This is a genomic window from Micromonospora rhizosphaerae (genome assembly GCF_900091465.1).
Lineage (GTDB): Bacteria > Actinomycetota > Actinomycetes > Mycobacteriales > Micromonosporaceae > Micromonospora > Micromonospora rhizosphaerae.
In genome coordinates this window covers 6,104,521-6,122,367 of sequence record NZ_FMHV01000002.1, presented here as the reverse complement: position 1 = coordinate 6,122,367, position 17,847 = coordinate 6,104,521, and the positions used below count along the sequence as shown (strand labels likewise).

Genomic DNA, 17,847 nt, shown 5'->3' with positions numbered 1-17,847 from the left:
TCCGAGCGGGGACCGGGTAAGCTTTCCGGAGGCACGGCTCCGGAACTATCCGGAGGGGTGCCTCCACAAAAGGTAGCGGAGGATTGCCTCCGGATGCAAGCGAGGAGGGGTGACGCGCGTCATGGCCAGCGTTGGCGTGCCCGAGATCTTCGCGCGACGGCCCAAACGGGCCGATGCCCGGCGCAACTACGAGGCGTTGGTCGCGGCGGCCCGGGAGGCGTTCGGCGAGCGCGGGACGTCGGCTTCCCTGGAGGACATCGCCCGGCGAGCCCGGGTGGGCATCGGGACCCTCTACCGGCATTTCCCCACCCGCCGGGAACTGCTCGAAGCGGTGTATGTCGACGAGGTGGAGGCGCTCTGCCGCTCCGCCGCCGAGTTGGCGGACCTGCCCCCGTGGGACGCCTTCGTCGCCTGGATCAACCGGTTCGTCGCGTACGTCGCCACCAAGCGGGCGCTCGCCGAGGAACTGGTCGACTCGGAGGTGTTCCGGGGCTGCCGGACGGCGATCTACGCCGCCGGCGAGCCGATGCTGCGCCGGGCGCAGGCGGCCGGGGTGGCCCGCCCGGACGCCACGTTCGACGACGTGTTGCGGCTGCTCAGCGGCATCACCACCGCCCAGTTCACCGAGCCGGGGCAGCGGGACCGGGTGCTCGTCTTCGCCCTCGACGGCCTGCGGTACCCGACCGCGGCGCGCTGACCACGGCGCGCCCCCCGAGTCGGCGCGCTCGTGCCCGAGGCGAGGAAGCTCGGCCAGGCGACTGTTGGAAACACGGGGAGGATGACTCACGCAGACAGCGATATGACTCTCGGTCATAGTTATGCCTCGGAGTCATATCGCTCATCGAAGTCGTGGTCGGCGCGAGCGTCACGGTCCGTATCCGCCGCGGTCGGGACCAAACCGCTGCACGACTCGCTCCCGTTCAGCCGCCGTCCACTGCGCGGAGAGCCGGGCCTGAATCGCCGGTTTTTACTTCTCGTGCGACAACGGGTTACCGGCCCGTAACTTGCCATTGACGCGTGTGAATTGCGACGCGCATCATCGTCCCACGATCGATCGGACCCTCACCCGTCCCCCCGGCTCTCCGGGTACCTCCCATCGGAGGTGCAGCCATGCTGCTCCGAACGATCCTTGCCGCCACCGCCGCCACCGCCGCCCTGCTCGTCCCCGCCACCGCCGCCGTAGCCACCCCCGCAGCCGCCAGCTCCGCCGCAACCCCCAGCACCGACGGCAGCGCCGCGACCGGCGGCACGGACGTCGAGGCCATAGCCGTCGCCGCCGACGCCAACCCCGTCATCGTGGTCGGCGGGCTGATCGGTGTCTCCATCGCGTACGAACCGATCGCCGCCCGGCTGCGCGCCGACGGCTTCCGGGTCTCGATCTACCAGCTCCCCGACCTCGGCTTCGGCGACATCCGGGAGTCCGCCCGCGCCCTGTCGTCCTATGTGGACCAGGTGCGGGCCGCCACCGGCGCGGCCAGGGTGGACCTGGTCACCCACTCCGAGGGCGGCCTGGTCTCCCGCTGGTACGTCAAGTTCCTCGGCGGCGCCGACGTCGTCGACCGCTACATCAGCCTGGGCAGCCCGCAACAGGGCACCTACGTCGCCAACATCCTGAATTTCGTCGGGCTCGGCAGTTGCGCCGGCGTCGTCGCGTGCCAGCAGATGTCGATCGGCTCCGACCTGCTCACCGCCCTCAACGGCGGTGACGACACCCCGGGCGCGGTGCGCTGGACCACCGTCCGGACCTGGCAGGACGAGCTGGTCCGGCCGGTCGGCAACGCCGCGCTCAGCGACGGCGCCACCAACGTGCTCATCCAGGCTTGGTGCCCGCTGCGGGTGGTCGGCCACCTCGGCCTCATCCTCGACGGCACCACCTACACGGTGGTCCGGCAGGCGCTCACCGACGCGGCCATCCGCCCCAACTGCTTCGCCCTCTGAGTACCCGGGACGGCCGGCCGCCACCGTGGCGGCCGGCCTCCACGTCCAGGTCAGGCGGCCCTGGCGAGGGCCTCGAACTCGTCGTCGGTGAGCTGCACCTCGGCCGCGGCCGGCGCCGATCGCCATGAGCCGATCCCCGATCCTGTCCGTCATCGGCGGCCACTCCAGCCACCAGGCCATTGGTTTGCCCGCAGATCGCCACCTTCAACGTCCCGCGCGTGCGACGCTGTGCCGGAGTCGGACGTCCGACGGGAGGGGGTGCCATGGGGCGAACGCCGGAGGTCGACTTCGCGCTCGACACGTACGAATGCATCGTGCTGTACCCGGGGCCCTCCGGACGGGCCCTGCCCGAGGAGACGGTGCAGCGGTTGCAGGCCGAGCACCTCGAGCACATGCACGCGCTGCAACGGAAGGGCATCATCCTGGTCGCCGGCTCGGTGGACGGGCCGGCGCGCCAGCCGGACCCGCCGATCGGCTTCGGCCTGGCCTGCACCGGTTCCGTCGACGACATCCGCAGCGTGATGGAGGCCGACCCGGCCGTGCAGGCCGGGCTCTACCGGGTGGACGTGCTGACCTTCCTCTGCCCGGCCGGCTCGCTGGAGTTCCCCCTCGCCAAAGAACAGCACTGACCCCCCGGATCACCGGGCTGCGGGAGCACCCCGGCGGGGGACGCGGCCGGGCGGTACGATCTTCGCCGCGCGGTCGCCGATGCCCGCCGACATACGAGTTCCGGTGCGGTTCCGTCCGCCCGCCGCGCGGGGATCGCGCGTCGTTGGACAATTGTTCCGCAGCCCGAAAGGGGTCGGCCCGCAGGTTGACCCGGAGGAGAGACTAGCCTGATGGGCGTGACACGCCGCGCGAAGATCGTCTGCACTCTCGGTCCCGCCACCTCGTCCCCGGAGCGCATCCGAGGGCTGGTCGAGGCGGGCATGAACGTCGCGCGACTCAACTTCAGCCACGGCAGCCACGCGGACCATGAGTCGGTCTACCGGATGGTCCGGGAGGCGGCCGAGTCCGCCGGCCGGCCCGTCGCCGTCCTGGCCGACCTGCAGGGCCCGAAGATCCGGCTCGGCAGGTTCGCCGAGGGCCCGCACGAGTGGCGCACCGGCGACTCGGTGGTGATCACCGCCGACGACATCGTCGGCTCCAGGGACCGCGTCTCCTGCACCTACCGCAAGCTGCCCGAGGAGGTGAAGCCGGGCGACCGGCTGCTGATCGACGACGGCCGGGTCGCCGTCGAGGTCAGCGAGGTCAGCGGCAACGACATCCGCGTCCTGGTCACCGAGGGCGGCGCGGTCTCCAACAACAAGGGCGTGTCCCTGCCCAACGTGGCGGTCAGCGTCCCCGCGCTGTCCGAGAAGGACGCCGCGGACCTGCGCTTCGCCCTCGGCCTGGGCGTCGACCTGGTCGCGCTCTCCTTCGTCCGCTCGCCGGAGGACATCAAGCTCGTGCACGCCATCATGGCCGAGGAGGGCGTGCACCGCCCGGTGCTGGCCAAGGTGGAGAAGCCCGAGGCGGTGGACCACCTCGAGGCGATCGTGCTCGCCTTCGACGGCATCATGGTCGCCCGCGGCGACCTCGGCGTGGAGCTTCCGCTCGACCAGGTGCCGCTGGTGCAGAAGCGCGCCGTCCAGCTGTGCCGGGAGAACGCCAAGCCGGTCATCGTGGCCACCCAGATGCTCGACTCCATGATCGAGAATTCGCGGCCGACCCGCGCCGAGGCCTCCGACGTGGCCAACGCGGTGCTCGACGGCGCGGACGCGGTGATGCTCTCCGGCGAGACCAGCGTCGGCAGGTACCCGGTGCTCACCGTCAGCACCATGGCCAAGATCGTCAGCACCACGGAGTCCGGCTCGATGGGGGTGCCCCGGCTCCAGCACGACCCGCGTACCCACGGCGGCGCCCTCACCGTGGGCGCCGCCTCGATCGCCCGGGCCATCGGCGCCAAGGCCCTGGTCGCCTTCTCGCAGACCGGCGACACCGTCCGGCGGCTGAGCCGGCTGCACTGCGACCTGCCGCTGCTCGCCTTCACCCCGGTGCCCGAGGTGCGCAACCAACTCGCCCTCTCGTGGGGCGTGGAGACCTTCCTGATGCCGTTCGTCGAGCACACCGACGCCATGTTCCGCCAGGTCGACCAGGCGCTGCTCGGCCTCAACCGGGCCAACCCCGGCGACTATGTCGTGATCGTCGCCGGCAGCCCGCCCGGGACCCCGGGCTCGACCAACACGCTGCGGGTGCACCAACTCGGCTCGCTGGTCGACGCCGCTTCCGCGCGGGCCCTGCAGTGAGCGGTCCCACGGCGGTGACCGGCCAGGCCGCGGTCGATCAGCTCCTCGAGGTGCTCGACCTCGAGCAGACCGACGACATGACCTTCCGGGGGATCAGCCCCCCGGTCGGTCCGCAGCGGGTGTACGGCGGGCAGGTCGCCGGCCAGGCGCTGGTCGCCGCCGGCCGCACCGTGGACCCGGAGCGTTTCGTGCATTCGCTGCACGGCTACTTCGTCCGCCCGGGCGACCCGGCCGAGCCGATCGAGTACCAGGTGGAGAACATCCGGGACGGCCGATCCTTCTCGGTGCGCCGCTCGGTGGCGCTCCAGCACGACAAGCCGATCTTCTTCATGTCGGCGTCCTTCCAGCGGCAGGAGGAGGGGCTGGACCACCACGCGCCCAGCCCGCCCGACGTGCCGGGGCCGGACGAGGTCCCCACGATGACCGACCGGCTCTCCCGCTACCCCGAGCGGCTCGGCATCTGGGGCCGGATCCCCCGCCCGATGGACGTTCGCTACGTGGGCGAGCCCGGCTGGGTACGCCCCGGCGACCGCCCCGCCGAGCCGCACCAGCGGGTCTGGATGCGCATCGACGGCAAGCTGCCGGACGATCCGCTGCTGCACGCCTGCGCCCTGACGTACGCCTCCGACCTGACCCTGCTCGACTCGGTGCTGTCGGTGCACGGCGAGGTGTGGGGGCCTGGCGGCGTGGTGGGCGCGAGCCTCGACCATGCGCTGTGGTTCCATCGGTCGTTCCGGGCCGACGAGTGGTTCCTCTACGACTGCTGGAGCCCGTCCGCCTCCGGCGCGCGGGGCCTGGCCACCGGCCGGATGTTCACCACCGACGGCCGGCACATCGCCAGCGCGGTACAGGAGGGGCTGCTGCGCCGGGTCGGCGCCTGACCGAGCGGGCATCCGACCCCGGCCGACCGGCCGAGGGTCGGCACCCCTGGTGGCTGACGTGGCGGCTAACCTTGCCGCCATGCGTCTCTCCGCCCGGGTCGACTACGCCCTCCGCGCGGCCGCCGAGCTGGCCTCGGTCGCCGACGGCACGACCGGGCGCGGCCGGCCCGTGACGGCCGAGCAGATCGCCCGCGCCCAGGAGATCCCGCCGAAGTTCCTCGAGAGCATCCTGCTCCAGCTGCGCCGGGGAGGGATCGTGCATGCCCAGCGTGGCCCGGAGGGCGGCTACTGGCTCGCCCGGCCGGCCTCGGAGATCTCCCTCGCCGAGGTGATCCGGGTGATCGACGGCCCGCTGGCCCACATCCGGGGACAGCGACCGGAGCAGCTCGGCTACCACGGCGCCGCCCGCGCGCTGCAAGACGTCTGGATCGCGCTGCGGGCCAGTGAGCGGCAGATCCTGGAGCTGGTCACGATCGCCGACGTGGCCAGCGGCACGCTGCCCAGCCGGGTCAACGAGCTCGCCGCCGATCCGCGCGCCTGGAGCTGAATCCTCCTTTCCGACCCGGCTGACCCGCGCCCCGGCCCGGGCCGTCCGGCGGGTCCCACCAACCGGATGGGGACTTGACCGGAGCACACCGGTGCCGCATTGTCGACCAAGTCGATAGGAGATGCCGAAAAGTCAGGGGGCGCTCGTGCGCAAGCTGCTGGTCCTCGCTCTGGTCGGGCTCGCGGCACAGCTGGTCGACGGAGCGCTCGGCATGGCGTACGGGCTGACCTCGTCCACGCTGCTGCTCTTCGCCGGCGTGGCGCCGGCCGCCGCGTCCGCCTCGGTGCACCTGGCCGAGATCGGCACCACGTTCGCCGCCGGGGTCGCGCACTGGCGGTTCGGCAACGTCGACTGGCGGGTGGTCGGCCGCATCGCGGTGCCGGGCGCGATCGGCGGGTTCGCCGGCGCCACCTTCCTCAGCTCGATCTCCACCGAGGCCGCCGCACCGTGGATGGCCGCGCTCCTGTTCACCCTCGGCGCGTACCTGCTGGTGCGCTTCTCCCGGCCGTTGCGCGCCAACCCGACCGCCGGCCGGCTGCGGGGGCGGTTCCTCGGCCCGCTCGGCCTGGTCGCCGGTTTCATCGACGCCACCGGCGGCGGGGGATGGGGGCCGGTCGCCACGCCGGCGCTGCTGGTCTCCGGCCGGATGGAGCCGCGCAAGGTGATCGGCTCCGTCGACACCGCCGAGATCATGGTCGCCGGCGCCGCCAGCGCCGGCTTCCTGATCGGCCTCGGCTCCGAGGGCTTCCTGCTGCCGACCGTGGCGGCGCTGCTGGTCGGCGGCCTGGTCGCCGCGCCGATCGCCGCCTGGCTGGTCCGGATCGTCCCCGCCCAGCTGCTCGGCGCCGTCATCGGCGGCGTGATCGTGCTGACCAACGCCCGGACGCTGCTCCGCGCCGGCGAGCTGCGCGGGCCGGTCCCGTCCGTGGTCTACGCGCTGCTCGCCGCCGGGTGGCTGGTCGCGCTGGCACTGGCGGTGCGGGCGCTGCGACGTACCCGTCGGGCCCGGGCCGTCGCCGAGGCGGCGCTGGCCGCCGACGCCGTGTCCACGACGGCGATCGCCGGCCCGGCCGGGACGTCGCGCGCCGCCCTGCCGCCGGAGCCGGTGGCCGACGACGCGGACGACGCCCGGCGGCTGGCGGCGGCGGTCGAGGGCTGACCCGGCACCGGCCGCGGCGAGACCGGCCTCCCTACGGCGGCGGTCGCCGATCGTCGGCTGGTCGGCGGCCGCCGCTCGTCCGGCGGTCAGGCGCCCACCAGGTCGTCGGCCGTCGCGGCCAGCAGGTTCCACGCCTCGTCGACGTGCTTCTCGGTGGTCAGCGGGGAGCCGACCGCCAGCCGCAGTGCGTACCGCCCCTCGACCCGGGTGTGCGTCAGGTGCACCCGGCCGGTGCCGTTGGCCCGGCGCAGCAGCTCGGCGCTCGGCTCGTCCCCGGCCCGCAGCCGGAAACAGACCAGCGAGAACGGGTGCGGCGCGGCCAACTCGAACCGGTCGTCGGCGCCGACCCGCTCGGCGAACCGGCCGGCGAGCGTCACCCCGGAGCGGATGTGCGCCCGCAGCCCCTCCACCCCGTACCAGCGGAGCACGAACCAGAGCTTGAGCGCCCGGAAGCGACGGCCCAGCGGCACCTGCCAGTCCCGGTAGTCGATCACCGCGCCGGACTCGGTCGCCGCGTTGCGCAGGAACTCCGGCATCACCGTGAGCGCCTCGATCAGCTCACCCCGGTCCGCGACCCAGAACGCGTCGCAGTCGAAGCCGGTGAGCAGCCACTTGTGCGGGTCGAAGCAGTACGAATCGGCGTGCTCCAGGCCGGCGTGCGACCAGCGCAGCTCCGGGCAGACCGCGGCCGCCCCCGCGTACGCGGCGTCGACGTGCAGCCAGATCCCGTACTCCGCGCAGATCGCGCCGATCTCCGGCAGCGGGTCGACGGCGGTGGTGGAGGTCGTCCCGATCGTCGCCACCACGATCGCCGGCACCACCCCGGCCGCCCGGTCCGCCTCGATCGCCGCCCGCAGCTCCTCAGGCCGCATCGCCTGGGTCTGCGGGTCCACCTCCACCGGGCGGACGCCGTCGGCGCCGAGCCCCGCGATCCGGGCGGCCTTCTCGATGGAGGAGTGCCCCTGCGTGGACGTGTACGCCCGGTAGCGCTGGTCGACCCCGACCTCCCGCCAGCGGCCCTTGCTGGTCCGGTGCAGCGCGCCGAGGGTGGCGACCAGCGTCGCCGAGGACGCCGAGTCCTGGATCACCCCGCCGCCCCGGCTGGTGGAGCGGAACCGCGCCGGCAGGCCGAGCAGCCCGGCCAGCCAGTCCAGCATCACCGTCTCCAGCTCGGTGCAGGCCGGCCCGGTCGCCCAGAGCATGCCCTGCACCCCGAGACCTGAGCTGACCAGGTCGCCGAGCACGCTCGGGCCGGAGGTGTTGGCCGGGAAGTAGCCGAAGAAGCCCGGGTGCTGCCAGTGGGTCAACCGCGGCGCGATCAGACTGTCCAGGTCGGCCAGCACGGCCTCGACCGGCTCGCCGCGCTCGGTCGGACCGGCCGGCAGCGCGGCGGCCACCGCGCCCGGTGGGTCCTGGGAGGTCACCGGGCGCTGCCCGAGCGTCGTCCAGTAGTCCGCGATCCAGTCCACCACCGCGTACCCGGCGCGACGGAACTCCTCGGGGTCCATGTGCTCAGCCATCCGCTGAGTCGATCAATTTCCGGCGCCGGCGGCAAGGGCCCGGCTCCAGGTGGGATGGCGACTGTCTGCCGGGACGGGCGACGGCAGGCACCGGGTCGCCAACCGCGGAAACCCGCACGTCGGCGACCCGGTGCACCACACCGCGGCATCCCCGACCCGTCCCGACCGGGGATGCCGTACCACCACCGGCTACCAAGTTAGGGGTGCTGCGCGACGGTGGAGTGACGCCGCTATGAAGAGCGTGTTTCAGGCGTTCCGGGTGAGCCCGCCGGCCACCCGATCGGCGATCAGCTCGAACGACCGCACCCGGTCGGCCACGTCGTACACCATCGTGGTCAGCATCAGCTCGTCCGCGCCGGTGCGCTCCAGCAGCTCGCCCAGCTGCCGGCCGACCGTCTCCGGCGAGCCCGTCGCCTGGCCCTCCCGGCGCTGCGCGACGAAGTCCCGCTCCAGCTCGGTGTACGGGTACGCGGCGGCCTCCTCCGGCGTGGCCAGCGGCTCCGGCCGGCCCGAGCGCAGCTTGAGGAAGGACAACCCGGCCGGCCCGGCCAGCCACTCCGCCCGCTCGTCGGTCTCCGCGCAGACCGCGTTCACCGCGACCATCACGTACGGCTTCTCCAGCCAGCGCGACGGCCGGAAGCTCTGCCGGTACAGCGCCAGCGCGGGCAGGGTGTTCTGCGCGCTGAAGTGGTGCGCGAAGGAGAACGGCAGGCCGAGCAACCCGGCGAGCTGGGCGCTGAACCTGCTCGATCCGAGCAGCCAGATCGCCGGCGACTGGCCCCGCCCGGGGGTGGCCGTGATCGGCCCCGGCTCATCGCCGCTGAAGTAGTTCATCAGGTCCGCCAGCTCCCGGGGGAAGCCCTCGGCCGACAGCCCCTCCATGGTCCGGCGCAACGCCAGCGCGGTCACCTGATCGGTGCCCGGCGCCCGGCCGATGCCCAGGTCGATCCGGCCCGGGTGCAGCGCCTCCAGGGTGCCGAACTGCTCGGCCACCACCAGCGGCGCGTGGTTGGGCAGCATCACCCCGCCCGAGCCCAGCCGGATCGTCGAGGTGTTCGCCGCCAGGTGCGCGATCAGCACGGCCGGGGCGGAACTCGCGATCGCCGGCATGTTGTGGTGCTCGGCCACCCAGAACCGGTGATAGCCCAGCTCCTCGGTGCGGCGGGCCAGCTCGGTGGTGTGCCGCAACGCCTCCCCGGCGGTCGCGCCCCTGGCCACGGGAGCAAGATCAAGAACAGACAACGGTACGTCGATCACGTAGGTGATCAACCCGGCTCCCGCCGGATCTGTTCCGGATATGCCTTAACCCATACCGCGTGCCTGCTCGAAGATCAGGCTGGTCTGGGTGTGCTGCACCGCCGGGTCCACCGCCAAATGGTCGAGCACGAAGTCGCGCAGCGCGTCGCCCGACGCCGCCCGCACGTGCAGCACGTAGTCCTCCGCGCCGGCCACGTGGAACACCGACACCACCCCGGGCAGTCGCACCGATCGGGCCCGGAACGCGTCCACCGCCGCCCGCTCGTGCGCGGCCAGCCGGACCGACACCAGCGCCTGCAACGGCAGCCCCACCGCGGCCGGATCCACGTCGGCGTGGAAGCCGCGGATCGCCCCGCACTCGCGCAGCGCCCGGGTCCGAGCCAGGCAGGTCGACGGCGCCACGCCCACCCGCTCGGCCAGGGCGTTGTTCGGCAGCCGGCCGTCGGCGGCCAGCTCGGTCAGGATCGCGCGATCGATGTCGTCCAGGGCCGCGAACGGCCGCACATCATTCGGTGCAAGGGGCATGCGGCCATCCTTCACCGAACTTCACAATGCTGAAAGGCCTGTGAACAGAATGTTCTGCCGTTCTCTTGCCCGATACCGGGCCGATGTTCGACGCTTCCGGCCATGACGACCGTGGACACCAGAGCCGTGCACGCCGGGCGCGAGGACCTCGCCGGTCTCGGCGTCCACGTCCCTCCGATCGACCTCTCCACCACCAACCCGCTGCCCTCGGTCACCGGCGGCGGCGACGCGTACGAGACGCTCGCCACCGGCGGCACCCTTCCGCCCGGCGCCAGCGCCGTCTACCAGCGGCTCTGGAATCCCACCGTGGCGCGGTTCGAGACCGCCCTCGCCGAACTCGAAGGCACCGCCGAAGCCGTCGCCTTCGCCAGCGGCATAGCCGCCCTCACCGCCGCCCTGCTCGCTGCCACCCGCGACGGGAAGCGCCACGTCGTCGCCGTTCGCCCCCTCTACGGCGGCACCGACCACGTGCTCGCCACCGGCCTGCTCGGCACCGAGGTCACCTGGGCCCGCCCCGAGGAGGTCGGCGCCGCCGTCCGTCCGGACACCGCGCTGGTCATCGTCGAGACCCCGGCCAACCCCACCCTCGATCTGGTCGACATCGCCGCGCTGGCCACCGCCGCCGGCGACGTCCCGCTACTGGTCGACAACACCGTCGCCACCCCCGTGCTCCAGCAGCCGGCCCGGCACGGCGCGGCGCTCGTCCTGCACAGCGCCACCAAGAGCATCGGCGGCCACGGCGACGTGCTCGCCGGCGTCGTCGCCTGCGACGCCGACTGGGCCGTCCGGCTGCGCCAGGTCCGCGCCGTCACCGGGGCCATCCTGCACCCGCTCGGCGCGTACCTGCTGCACCGCGGCCTGCAGACCCTGCCGCTGCGGGTCCGCGCCCAGCAGGCCGGCGCGGAGAAGCTCGCCCTCTGGCTCGCCGGCCACCCCGCCGTCGAGCGGGTCCACCACCCGGTGGTGCACGACCCGGCCGGGCTCGTCGGCCGGCAGATGTCCGGCACCGGCAGCCTGCTCGCCTTCGAGGTACGCGGCGGCGCGCCCGCCGCGGCGGCGGTCGCCGCGGCCTGCAAGCTGATCACCCACGCCGTCTCGCTCGGCGGGGTGGACACGCTGATCCAGCACCCAGCCTCGCTGACCCACCGGCCGGTGGCGGGGGAGGCCAAGCCGGTCGACGCGCTGCTGCGGCTCTCCGTGGGGCTGGAGGACCCGGAGGACCTGCGGGCGGACCTGGCGCAGGCGCTCGCCTCGATCTGACTTCTGGTTCCCGCGCTACGACTTGGGGCCGACGTGGCGGTCGAGGGCGGCGACCGCCTCCCGGCGGGCGACCGAGAGGGAGTTGCGGCGGTTCATCCTCCAGGCGATGCCGAGCAGGTCCAGCGCCCACTGGCAGAGCCCCATGATGTCGGTGGACCTGTTGGAGAACATGTAGCGGGGGTAAACGTACTCCTTACCGCGCACGGCGACCCGATTGGCGAACCGGCAGCCGTCGGAGTGGAAGAGGCCGCGCAGAAAGTGCCCGGCGTTCGCCTTCACGATCTCCCGCTGCCAGTCGGTCAGAACGATTGGGCGCTGGTGCTTCTTGCCCGGCCCGTGTTGGGGGATGAGGCACGGCCAGTGCTTGCCGGTGCTCTGCACCGCCATGCAGCCCTTCTTCTGGATCCGCTGAACCTTGTTGGCCAGCACCGCCCGCATGGCGCTGTCGCAGGCGTCGATGAGGTTGGGCCAGGTATCGGCACAGTAGATGCGAAGGACGGGCACTCGGTCAGACGTGACCAGATGTCCGTCGCCGAGATAGAGGCCGAGCAGATAGGCGTAGGCCGCTGGATCGGGCGGACTCTCCAGGTGGGGGCGGCAGCGGAAGCAGCGGACGGCGCTGCCGAGGACCGCGGGCTCGGGTCGGTCGACGCACCAATGCCAGACGGTGGCGTAGGGCAGCGAGAGGGTGCGCGCTACCGACCGGATGTTGTGGCCTCGGGCACGAAGAGCACGGGCGCATGCCCGCATTTCGGGAGGATGCACTTTCGCATCATCGAACACACGTATGACACAAAGTGCCGGGAGCGGGATTCGAACCCGCAAGCCCTTTCGGGCAGAAGTGTTTGAGACTTCCGTGTATCCCGTTCCACCATCCCGGCGAGTGCCGCTAACTGTACCCGACTACTCTCGTGCGAGAGCATGGGTGTAACCGTGCCGAGAACGATGGTGGGAGTAGCTCGTGGCCGAGACGCAGACGGACGCCGAGCGCAGGCGGGTACTGATCGCCGAGGACGAGGCGCTCATCCGGCTGGACCTGGCCGAGATGCTGGCTGAAGAGGGCTACGAGGTGGTCGGCGAGGCCGGCGACGGCGAGACCGCGGTCCGGCTCGCCGAGGAGCTGAAGCCGGACCTGGTCATCCTCGACATCAAGATGCCGATCATGGACGGGCTGGCCGCCGCCGAGCGGATCGCCGGCGCCCGGATCGCCCCGGTGATCATCCTGACCGCGTTCAGCCAGCGGGACCTGGTGGAGCGGGCCCGGGCGGCCGGCGCGATGGCGTACCTCGTGAAGCCGTTCCAGAAGAGCGACCTGGTGCCGGCGGTGGAGATCGCTCTCTCCCGCTACTCGGAGATCGCCGCGCTGGAGGCGGAGGTGGCCGGCCTGACCGACCGGCTGGAGATCCGCAAGACCGTCGAGCGCGCCAAGGGCGCCCTGATGACGACGTACGGGATGACCGAGCCGCAGGCGTTCAAGTGGATCCAGCGCACGGCGATGGACCACCGGATGACCATGAAGGAGGTCGCCGAGCGGATCATCGCCGAGACCGCCGGCGGCGAGGTGACCCGCCCCGCCTCCTGACCGGGGACGGCGGCCGGTCGGGGGACCCCGCGCGGCGCCGTCGATCGATACGATCGCGGCCATGCGTGCTCGGCGTCCGCTGGCGGTGCTCGGCCTGATCGCCGTGCTGCTCGCCGGCTGCCGCTCGACCGGTCACGCCGAGTCCGAGCCGGCCCGTCCGGTCTGGCGCCCGGTGACCCTGCCGGCGCCGCCGGGCCCGCCCGGCCGGCTCATGCTCCGGGACGCCACCGCCTGCGCGGGCCGCTGGTTCGTGGTGGGCGCGGTGGCGGACGCCGCCGGTGGCACCCGGCCGGCCGCCTGGACCAGCACCGACGCCGCCAGTTGGACGGCCCTGCGTCCGGTGCCCCGCAGCCCGTACGGCGAGGAGAACGTGCTGACCGCGGCGGCCTGCCGGGACGGCCGGTTGGCCGCGGTGGGGGCGAAGAGCGGCGGCGTGCACGGCAATCCGCGGATCAGCACCTGGCGGCAGGCGGCCGACGGCTCCCTGGTGGAGGTGCCGGCCGAGTTCGAGGTGTTCGGCGGCCCGGACGCGGTCAACGTGGGCCGGATCGCGGGCGGCCCGCGGGGCTGGTTGATCGCCGGCAACCGGGCCACCGGGGCGGCCGCCTGGGTCTCCGCGGACGGGACGGACTTCCGGCTGGTCAGCGCGGTGCCGGGGCTGGCCGCTGACGCCGGCGGCCGGCCGTGGGCGGCGGACGCGACGGCGATGCCGTCCGGGTGGCTGCTGGTGGGGTCGGTGCTGCCGTCGGGGCGTACCGGGGTGGACCCGGCGGTGTGGAGCTCGCCGGACGGTCTGGCCTGGCGGCGCGCGGTGCTCTCCGACGCGGAGACCGCCGAGGACCTGCAGCGGGTGGTCCGGCTGGGGGAGCGCACGGTGGCCGTGGGGCGCCGGGGCGACCGGCTGGGCGCCTGGGTGGAGGAGGGCGGCCGGTGGCGGTCCGGCGGCGCGTTCGGCGCCCGGACCGGAGCGGTCTGGGGACTGGCGGCGGTCTCCGGCGGCGTGCTGGCGCTGGCCGCCGACGGGGCGACGGGCTGGTTCTCCCGGGACGGTGACGGTTGGTCGCCGGTGGTCCTGCCCGTGGCGGTGCCGCCGGGCAACGACCGGACGGTGGCGGTGGCGGGATCGGGGGACGTCGCTCTCGTTGTGGTGGACGACGGCGCGCGGGTCCGGGTCTGGTCGGCGGGTGGGCCGTGGAGTCCGGAATAGTTTTTCCGCGACAACTATTCGTCAATGGCACGTGCCCGGTTTTGCCTGTGAACTACCTGCGTGTGTTACAGCACATCCGTGAATCCGGCCACTCAACGTAACGGTTAGGTCAACCCCTCTTCCTAGGTATTCCGGCGTGCCTGACAGTGGGATAACGTCCCGGCCCAGACCGGGATCGCGGTCGGTCCGGCCAACCCCGCAAGGGCCAATTTGCGGCGGGTGGTTCGGACCTTCGACGGAGGAGGGTACGAGCCGTGAGGCAGAAGCTCGCACGGGTGCTCGGTGGCGTGGCCATCGGCGCACTCGTTTTCAGTGGCGCGGCCTGTAAGGCGGACAGTGGTAGCGAAGCCGGCGGCGGCAAGGCCGCCTGCGACCTGAAGATCGGCTTCTTCGGCGCGCTGACCGGTGACGCCGCGGGTCTCGGTATCCACATGCGCAACGGCACCAAGCTGGCGATCGACCAGTACAACAAGGAGAACGCGGACTGCAAGGTCAACCTGGAGGAGTACGACTCCCAGGGCGACCCGGCCAAGGCCGCGCCGCTGGCCCAGCAGGCCGTCGGTGACAGCAAGGTCGTCGGCATCATCGGCCCGGGCTTCTCCGGCGAGTCCGAGGTGGCCGACCCGATCTTCGACGAGGCCGGTCTGCCGACCATCACCCCGTCGGCGACCCGCCCGAGCCTGAGCACCAAGAACTGGAAGATCTTCCACCGGGGCGTCGGTAACGACACCTCCCAGGGCCCGGCCGCCGGTCGCTACATCAAGAACGTCATGAAGGCCGAGAAGGTCTACGTGGTCGACGACCAGTCGGCGTACGGCGCCGGTCTGGCCGACGAGGTCAAGAAGGTCATCGGTACCCCCGCCGGCTACGACAAGATCCAGGTCAAGCAGACCAACTTCTCCGCCGTGGTCACCAAGATCGTCGGTAGCGGCGCGACCGTGCTCTTCTTCGGTGGCTACTACACCGAGGCGGGCCTGCTGCTCAAGCAGCTCAAGGGCGCCGGCTGGAAGGGCACGATGGTCGCCGGTGACGGCGTCAACGACGCCAACTTCATCAAGGTCGCCGGCGACCAGGTCGCCGAGGGCACCGTCCTGACCTGCCCCTGCGCCCCGGCCACCAAGGCCAAGGGCAGCTTCGTCACCGACTACACGACGGCGTTCAACACCGAGCCGGGCACCTACGCCGACGTGTCGTACGACATCACCAAGATCATGCTCGAGGGCATCAAGGGTGGTAAGTCGAGCCGGGCCGATCTGAACACCTTCATCAGCGGCTACAGCGGCACCGGTGGCGCCACCGGCGTGACCTACAAGTTCGAGTCCAACGGCGAGCTGGACCCGGCCCAGGTGATCGTCTGGGCGTTCAAGGTGAACGCGGGCAAGGTCGTCCCGGACATCGAGATCCCGAAGAGCTGACCGGTTCGTCCGGTCCCGTCACGGGACATCAAGGGTGCGGCCGGGAGGCTTCCTCCCGGCCGCACCGCTTGGCCGCAACAGTTGGAGCCCTCACTTGAACTTCGATGAGCTGTTCGGGAACTTCCCGGCCCTGACCATCACCGGGCTGGAACAGGGCGCGATCTACGCGCTCGTCGCCCTCGGTTACACCCTGGTGTACGGCGTCCTGCGCCTGATCAACTTCGCCCACTCCGAGGTCTTCATGGTCGGTACCTTCACCGCCCTGTGGACCTGGGAGGCCCTCGGCTACAACCAGAACTCCCCGGCGCCGGCGTTCGGCCCGCTGCTGGTCGCGCTCGTCGCCGGCATAGCGGTCGCGATGCTGGCCTCGGCGGCCACCGCGGTCACCGTCGAGCTGGTGGCGTACCGGCCGCTGCGCCGGCGCAACGCCCCGCCGTTGGCCTTCCTGATCACCGCGATCGGCGCGTCCTTCGTGCTCTCCGAGTCGTTCGGCATCGGCACTGCCCGGGCGCCGTTCGGCATGCCGGACCTGATCCCGTCGAAGACCGTCTTCACCGTCTTCGGCGCCGGCGTCACCAACATTCAGCTGCTGATCCTCGGCGTCACCCTGGTGATGATGATCGGCCTGGACCAGTTCGTGAACCGCAGCCGGCTCGGCCGGGGCATCCGGGCCGTCGCCCAGGACGCGGACACCGCCGCCCTGATGGGTGTCAACAAGAACCGGGTCATCGTGCTGGTCTTCGTCCTCGGCGGGCTGATGGCCGGCGTGGCCGCCCTGTTGTGGAACGTCCGGTACGGCTACACGAAGTTCAACGTCGGCTTCCTGATCGGCCTCAAGGCCTTCGCGGCCGCGGTGCTCGGCGGCATCGGCAACCTGCGCGGCGCGCTCCTCGGCGGTCTGCTGCTCGGTGTGGTGGAGAACTACGCGGCCGGCCTGTTCGGTGGCGACTGGAAGGACTTCACCGGCTTCGTGCTGCTGATCGTGCTGCTGATGTTCCGGCCGACCGGCCTGCTCGGCGAATCTCTCGGGAGGGCGCGCGCATGACCGCCACCGTGGACAATGGACGGATGTCGGCGTTGAAGGGCCGCTGGGCCGCGATGCCGAAGCAGGTCCGCTGGGCCGCGATCGCGGCGCTGGTGATCTTCCTCTACATCCTGCCCAACAAGTGGTTCTACGAGTACCTCGGCTTCCCGATCGGCAGCGAGTACTTCGCCTTCTACACCACCCGGTCGGACTTTGCCGGAGTCCTCTTCGACACCGCGGTCTTCGTCCTGCTGGCCGTCGGGCTCAACGTGGTGGTCGGCTTCGCCGGCCTGCTCGACCTCGGCTACTTCGGCTTCTACGCGCTCGGCGCTTACACCGTGGCGCTGCTGACCTCGCCGGAGAGCCGGTTCGGGACGAACTGGCCGTGGCTGGCGGCGGTGCCGCTGGCGGTGATGGTGACCATGGTCTCCGGGGTCATCCTCGGCGGTCCGACGCTGCGGCTGCGCGGCGACTACCTGGCCATCGTGACGCTCGGCTTCGCCGAGATGATCCGGCTCTACGCCGCCCGCAACGAGGGCATCCTCCAGGGCCAGCGGGGCATCCCGGCAGTCCCGCACCCGCCGGGCAGCGGCACCGACGGCAAGCCGCTGTTCGGGGTGGTGGACGCCCGGCCGTACTACTGGCTCCTGTTGACGATCATCCTCCTGGTGATCCTGCTGGTGCGGAACCTGGCCAACAGCCGGGTGGGCCGGGCCTGGGTGGCGATCCGGGAGGACGAGGACGCGGCCGAGATCATGGGCGTGCCCACGTTCAAGTACAAGCTCTGGGCGTTCGCCATCGGCGCCGCGGTGGCGGGTCTGACCGGCGCGGTCTTCGCCGGCAAGCAGACCTTCATCAACTCCGACCAGTTCCTGCTGGAAAGCTCCATCCTGGTGCTCGCCGCGGTGATCCTGGGTGGTGCCGGGAACATCAAGGGGGCCGTCGTCGGCGGTGCGCTCACCTGGTACCTGCCGGAGTGGCTGCGCGGCGTCGGTCAGCTGATCGGTGTGGACTTCGACGCGGCCGAGTACCGGATCCTCGTGTTCGGTCTGGTCATCATCGTCATGATGATCTTCCGGCCGCAGGGCCTGGTGCCCAACCGTCGGCGGGCGGCCGAGTTCGCCGACCGGCGTAAGCAAGCGGTTCCCCAGGAGACGGTGCCCAATGAGTGACCCGCAGATGCACAGCGAGCGGGACGTGACCAGCGAGCGGGACATCGCGGACGACGCGCGGACCACGGTCGG

17 protein-coding genes and 1 tRNA gene are annotated in these 17,847 nt (G+C 71.9%); 13 read left to right on the top strand and 5 right to left on the bottom strand.

The features are described from left to right. Positions 1–121: 121 nt before the first annotated feature. From GA0070624_RS28835 to GA0070624_RS28805, 7 genes are all read left to right on the top strand, one after another. Entirely contained in the window at positions 122–697 is a 576-nt protein-coding gene (locus GA0070624_RS28835) for a TetR/AcrR family transcriptional regulator (RefSeq protein ID WP_176731917.1), read from the top strand. 413 nt (positions 698–1,110) lie between these two features. Next, positions 1,111–1,938: a lipase family alpha/beta hydrolase gene (locus GA0070624_RS28830; protein WP_091346068.1), complete on the top strand. Its 828-nt coding sequence runs from the start codon at positions 1,111–1,113 to the stop codon at positions 1,936–1,938. Between the two features lie 263 nt (positions 1,939–2,201). Further along, on the top strand, positions 2,202–2,567 hold the full coding sequence (locus tag GA0070624_RS28825; protein ID WP_091346066.1) for a YciI family protein: 366 nt from the start codon (positions 2,202–2,204) through the stop codon (positions 2,565–2,567). A 210-nt stretch (positions 2,568–2,777) separates the two neighbouring features. Further along, positions 2,778–4,226, top strand: coding sequence for a pyruvate kinase (gene pyk / locus GA0070624_RS28820; RefSeq protein ID WP_091346063.1), 1,449 nt, complete (start codon positions 2,778–2,780; stop codon positions 4,224–4,226). Then, the gene (locus tag GA0070624_RS28815) at positions 4,223–5,107 is read left to right on the top strand and encodes an acyl-CoA thioesterase (RefSeq protein WP_091346061.1); all 885 of its coding nucleotides are present in this window, start codon (positions 4,223–4,225) and stop codon (positions 5,105–5,107) included. The genes pyk and GA0070624_RS28815 overlap by 4 nt, the downstream gene beginning before the upstream one ends. A gap of 79 nt (positions 5,108–5,186) precedes the next feature. Beyond that, complete coding sequence (locus GA0070624_RS28810; RefSeq protein ID WP_091346060.1) at positions 5,187–5,654, top strand: RrF2 family transcriptional regulator; 468 nt, start codon at positions 5,187–5,189, stop codon at positions 5,652–5,654. Positions 5,655–5,799: 145 nt separating this feature from the next. After that, entirely contained in the window at positions 5,800–6,813 is a 1,014-nt protein-coding gene (locus GA0070624_RS28805; RefSeq protein ID WP_091346058.1) for a sulfite exporter TauE/SafE family protein, read from the top strand. Between the two features lie 86 nt (positions 6,814–6,899). Here GA0070624_RS28805 and GA0070624_RS28800 read toward each other — a convergent pair whose 3' ends face one another. The 3 genes from GA0070624_RS28800 to GA0070624_RS28790 all read right to left on the bottom strand — a co-directional run bounded on the left by GA0070624_RS28800 (position 6,900) and on the right by GA0070624_RS28790 (position 10,115). Next, positions 6,900–8,333, bottom strand: coding sequence for a pyridoxal-dependent decarboxylase (locus GA0070624_RS28800; protein ID WP_245719050.1), 1,434 nt, complete (start codon positions 8,331–8,333; stop codon positions 6,900–6,902). Between the two features lie 246 nt (positions 8,334–8,579). Continuing rightward, complete coding sequence (locus tag GA0070624_RS28795) at positions 8,580–9,590, bottom strand: LLM class flavin-dependent oxidoreductase (protein ID WP_176732061.1); 1,011 nt, start codon at positions 9,588–9,590, stop codon at positions 8,580–8,582. A 45-nt stretch (positions 9,591–9,635) separates the two neighbouring features. After that, complete coding sequence (locus tag GA0070624_RS28790; RefSeq protein WP_091346052.1) at positions 9,636–10,115, bottom strand: Lrp/AsnC family transcriptional regulator; 480 nt, start codon at positions 10,113–10,115, stop codon at positions 9,636–9,638. Between the two features lie 102 nt (positions 10,116–10,217). On the opposite strand from GA0070624_RS28790, the gene GA0070624_RS28785 reads away from it, so the two are divergent. Then, positions 10,218–11,375, top strand: coding sequence for a trans-sulfuration enzyme family protein (locus GA0070624_RS28785; RefSeq protein ID WP_091346051.1), 1,158 nt, complete (start codon positions 10,218–10,220; stop codon positions 11,373–11,375). A gap of 15 nt (positions 11,376–11,390) precedes the next feature. Here GA0070624_RS28785 and GA0070624_RS28780 read toward each other — a convergent pair whose 3' ends face one another. Both GA0070624_RS28780 and GA0070624_RS28775 read right to left on the bottom strand, forming a co-directional pair. Next, the gene (locus tag GA0070624_RS28780) at positions 11,391–12,125 is read right to left on the bottom strand and encodes a transcriptional regulator (RefSeq protein ID WP_245719049.1); all 735 of its coding nucleotides are present in this window, start codon (positions 12,123–12,125) and stop codon (positions 11,391–11,393) included. A gap of 48 nt (positions 12,126–12,173) precedes the next feature. Beyond that, positions 12,174–12,256, bottom strand: a tRNA-Leu gene (locus GA0070624_RS28775). Positions 12,257–12,336: 80 nt separating this feature from the next. Here GA0070624_RS28775 and GA0070624_RS28770 point away from each other — a divergent pair. From GA0070624_RS28770 to GA0070624_RS28750, 5 genes are all read left to right on the top strand, one after another. Then, on the top strand, positions 12,337–12,957 hold the full coding sequence (locus tag GA0070624_RS28770; protein ID WP_091346047.1) for an ANTAR domain-containing response regulator: 621 nt from the start codon (positions 12,337–12,339) through the stop codon (positions 12,955–12,957). Positions 12,958–13,018: 61 nt separating this feature from the next. Then, positions 13,019–14,164: a hypothetical protein gene (locus tag GA0070624_RS28765; RefSeq protein WP_091346045.1), complete on the top strand. Its 1,146-nt coding sequence runs from the start codon at positions 13,019–13,021 to the stop codon at positions 14,162–14,164. 254 nt (positions 14,165–14,418) lie between these two features. Further along, positions 14,419–15,579, top strand: a complete 1,161-nt coding sequence (locus GA0070624_RS28760; protein ID WP_091346044.1) for a branched-chain amino acid ABC transporter substrate-binding protein — start codon at positions 14,419–14,421, stop codon at positions 15,577–15,579. 94 nt (positions 15,580–15,673) lie between these two features. Further along, complete coding sequence (locus tag GA0070624_RS28755; RefSeq protein WP_091346042.1) at positions 15,674–16,624, top strand: branched-chain amino acid ABC transporter permease; 951 nt, start codon at positions 15,674–15,676, stop codon at positions 16,622–16,624. Continuing rightward, the gene (locus GA0070624_RS28750) at positions 16,621–17,775 is read left to right on the top strand and encodes a branched-chain amino acid ABC transporter permease (protein ID WP_091346040.1); all 1,155 of its coding nucleotides are present in this window, start codon (positions 16,621–16,623) and stop codon (positions 17,773–17,775) included. Before GA0070624_RS28755 ends, GA0070624_RS28750 begins: the two co-directional genes overlap by 4 nt. The last annotated feature ends 72 nt before the right edge of the window (positions 17,776–17,847 follow it).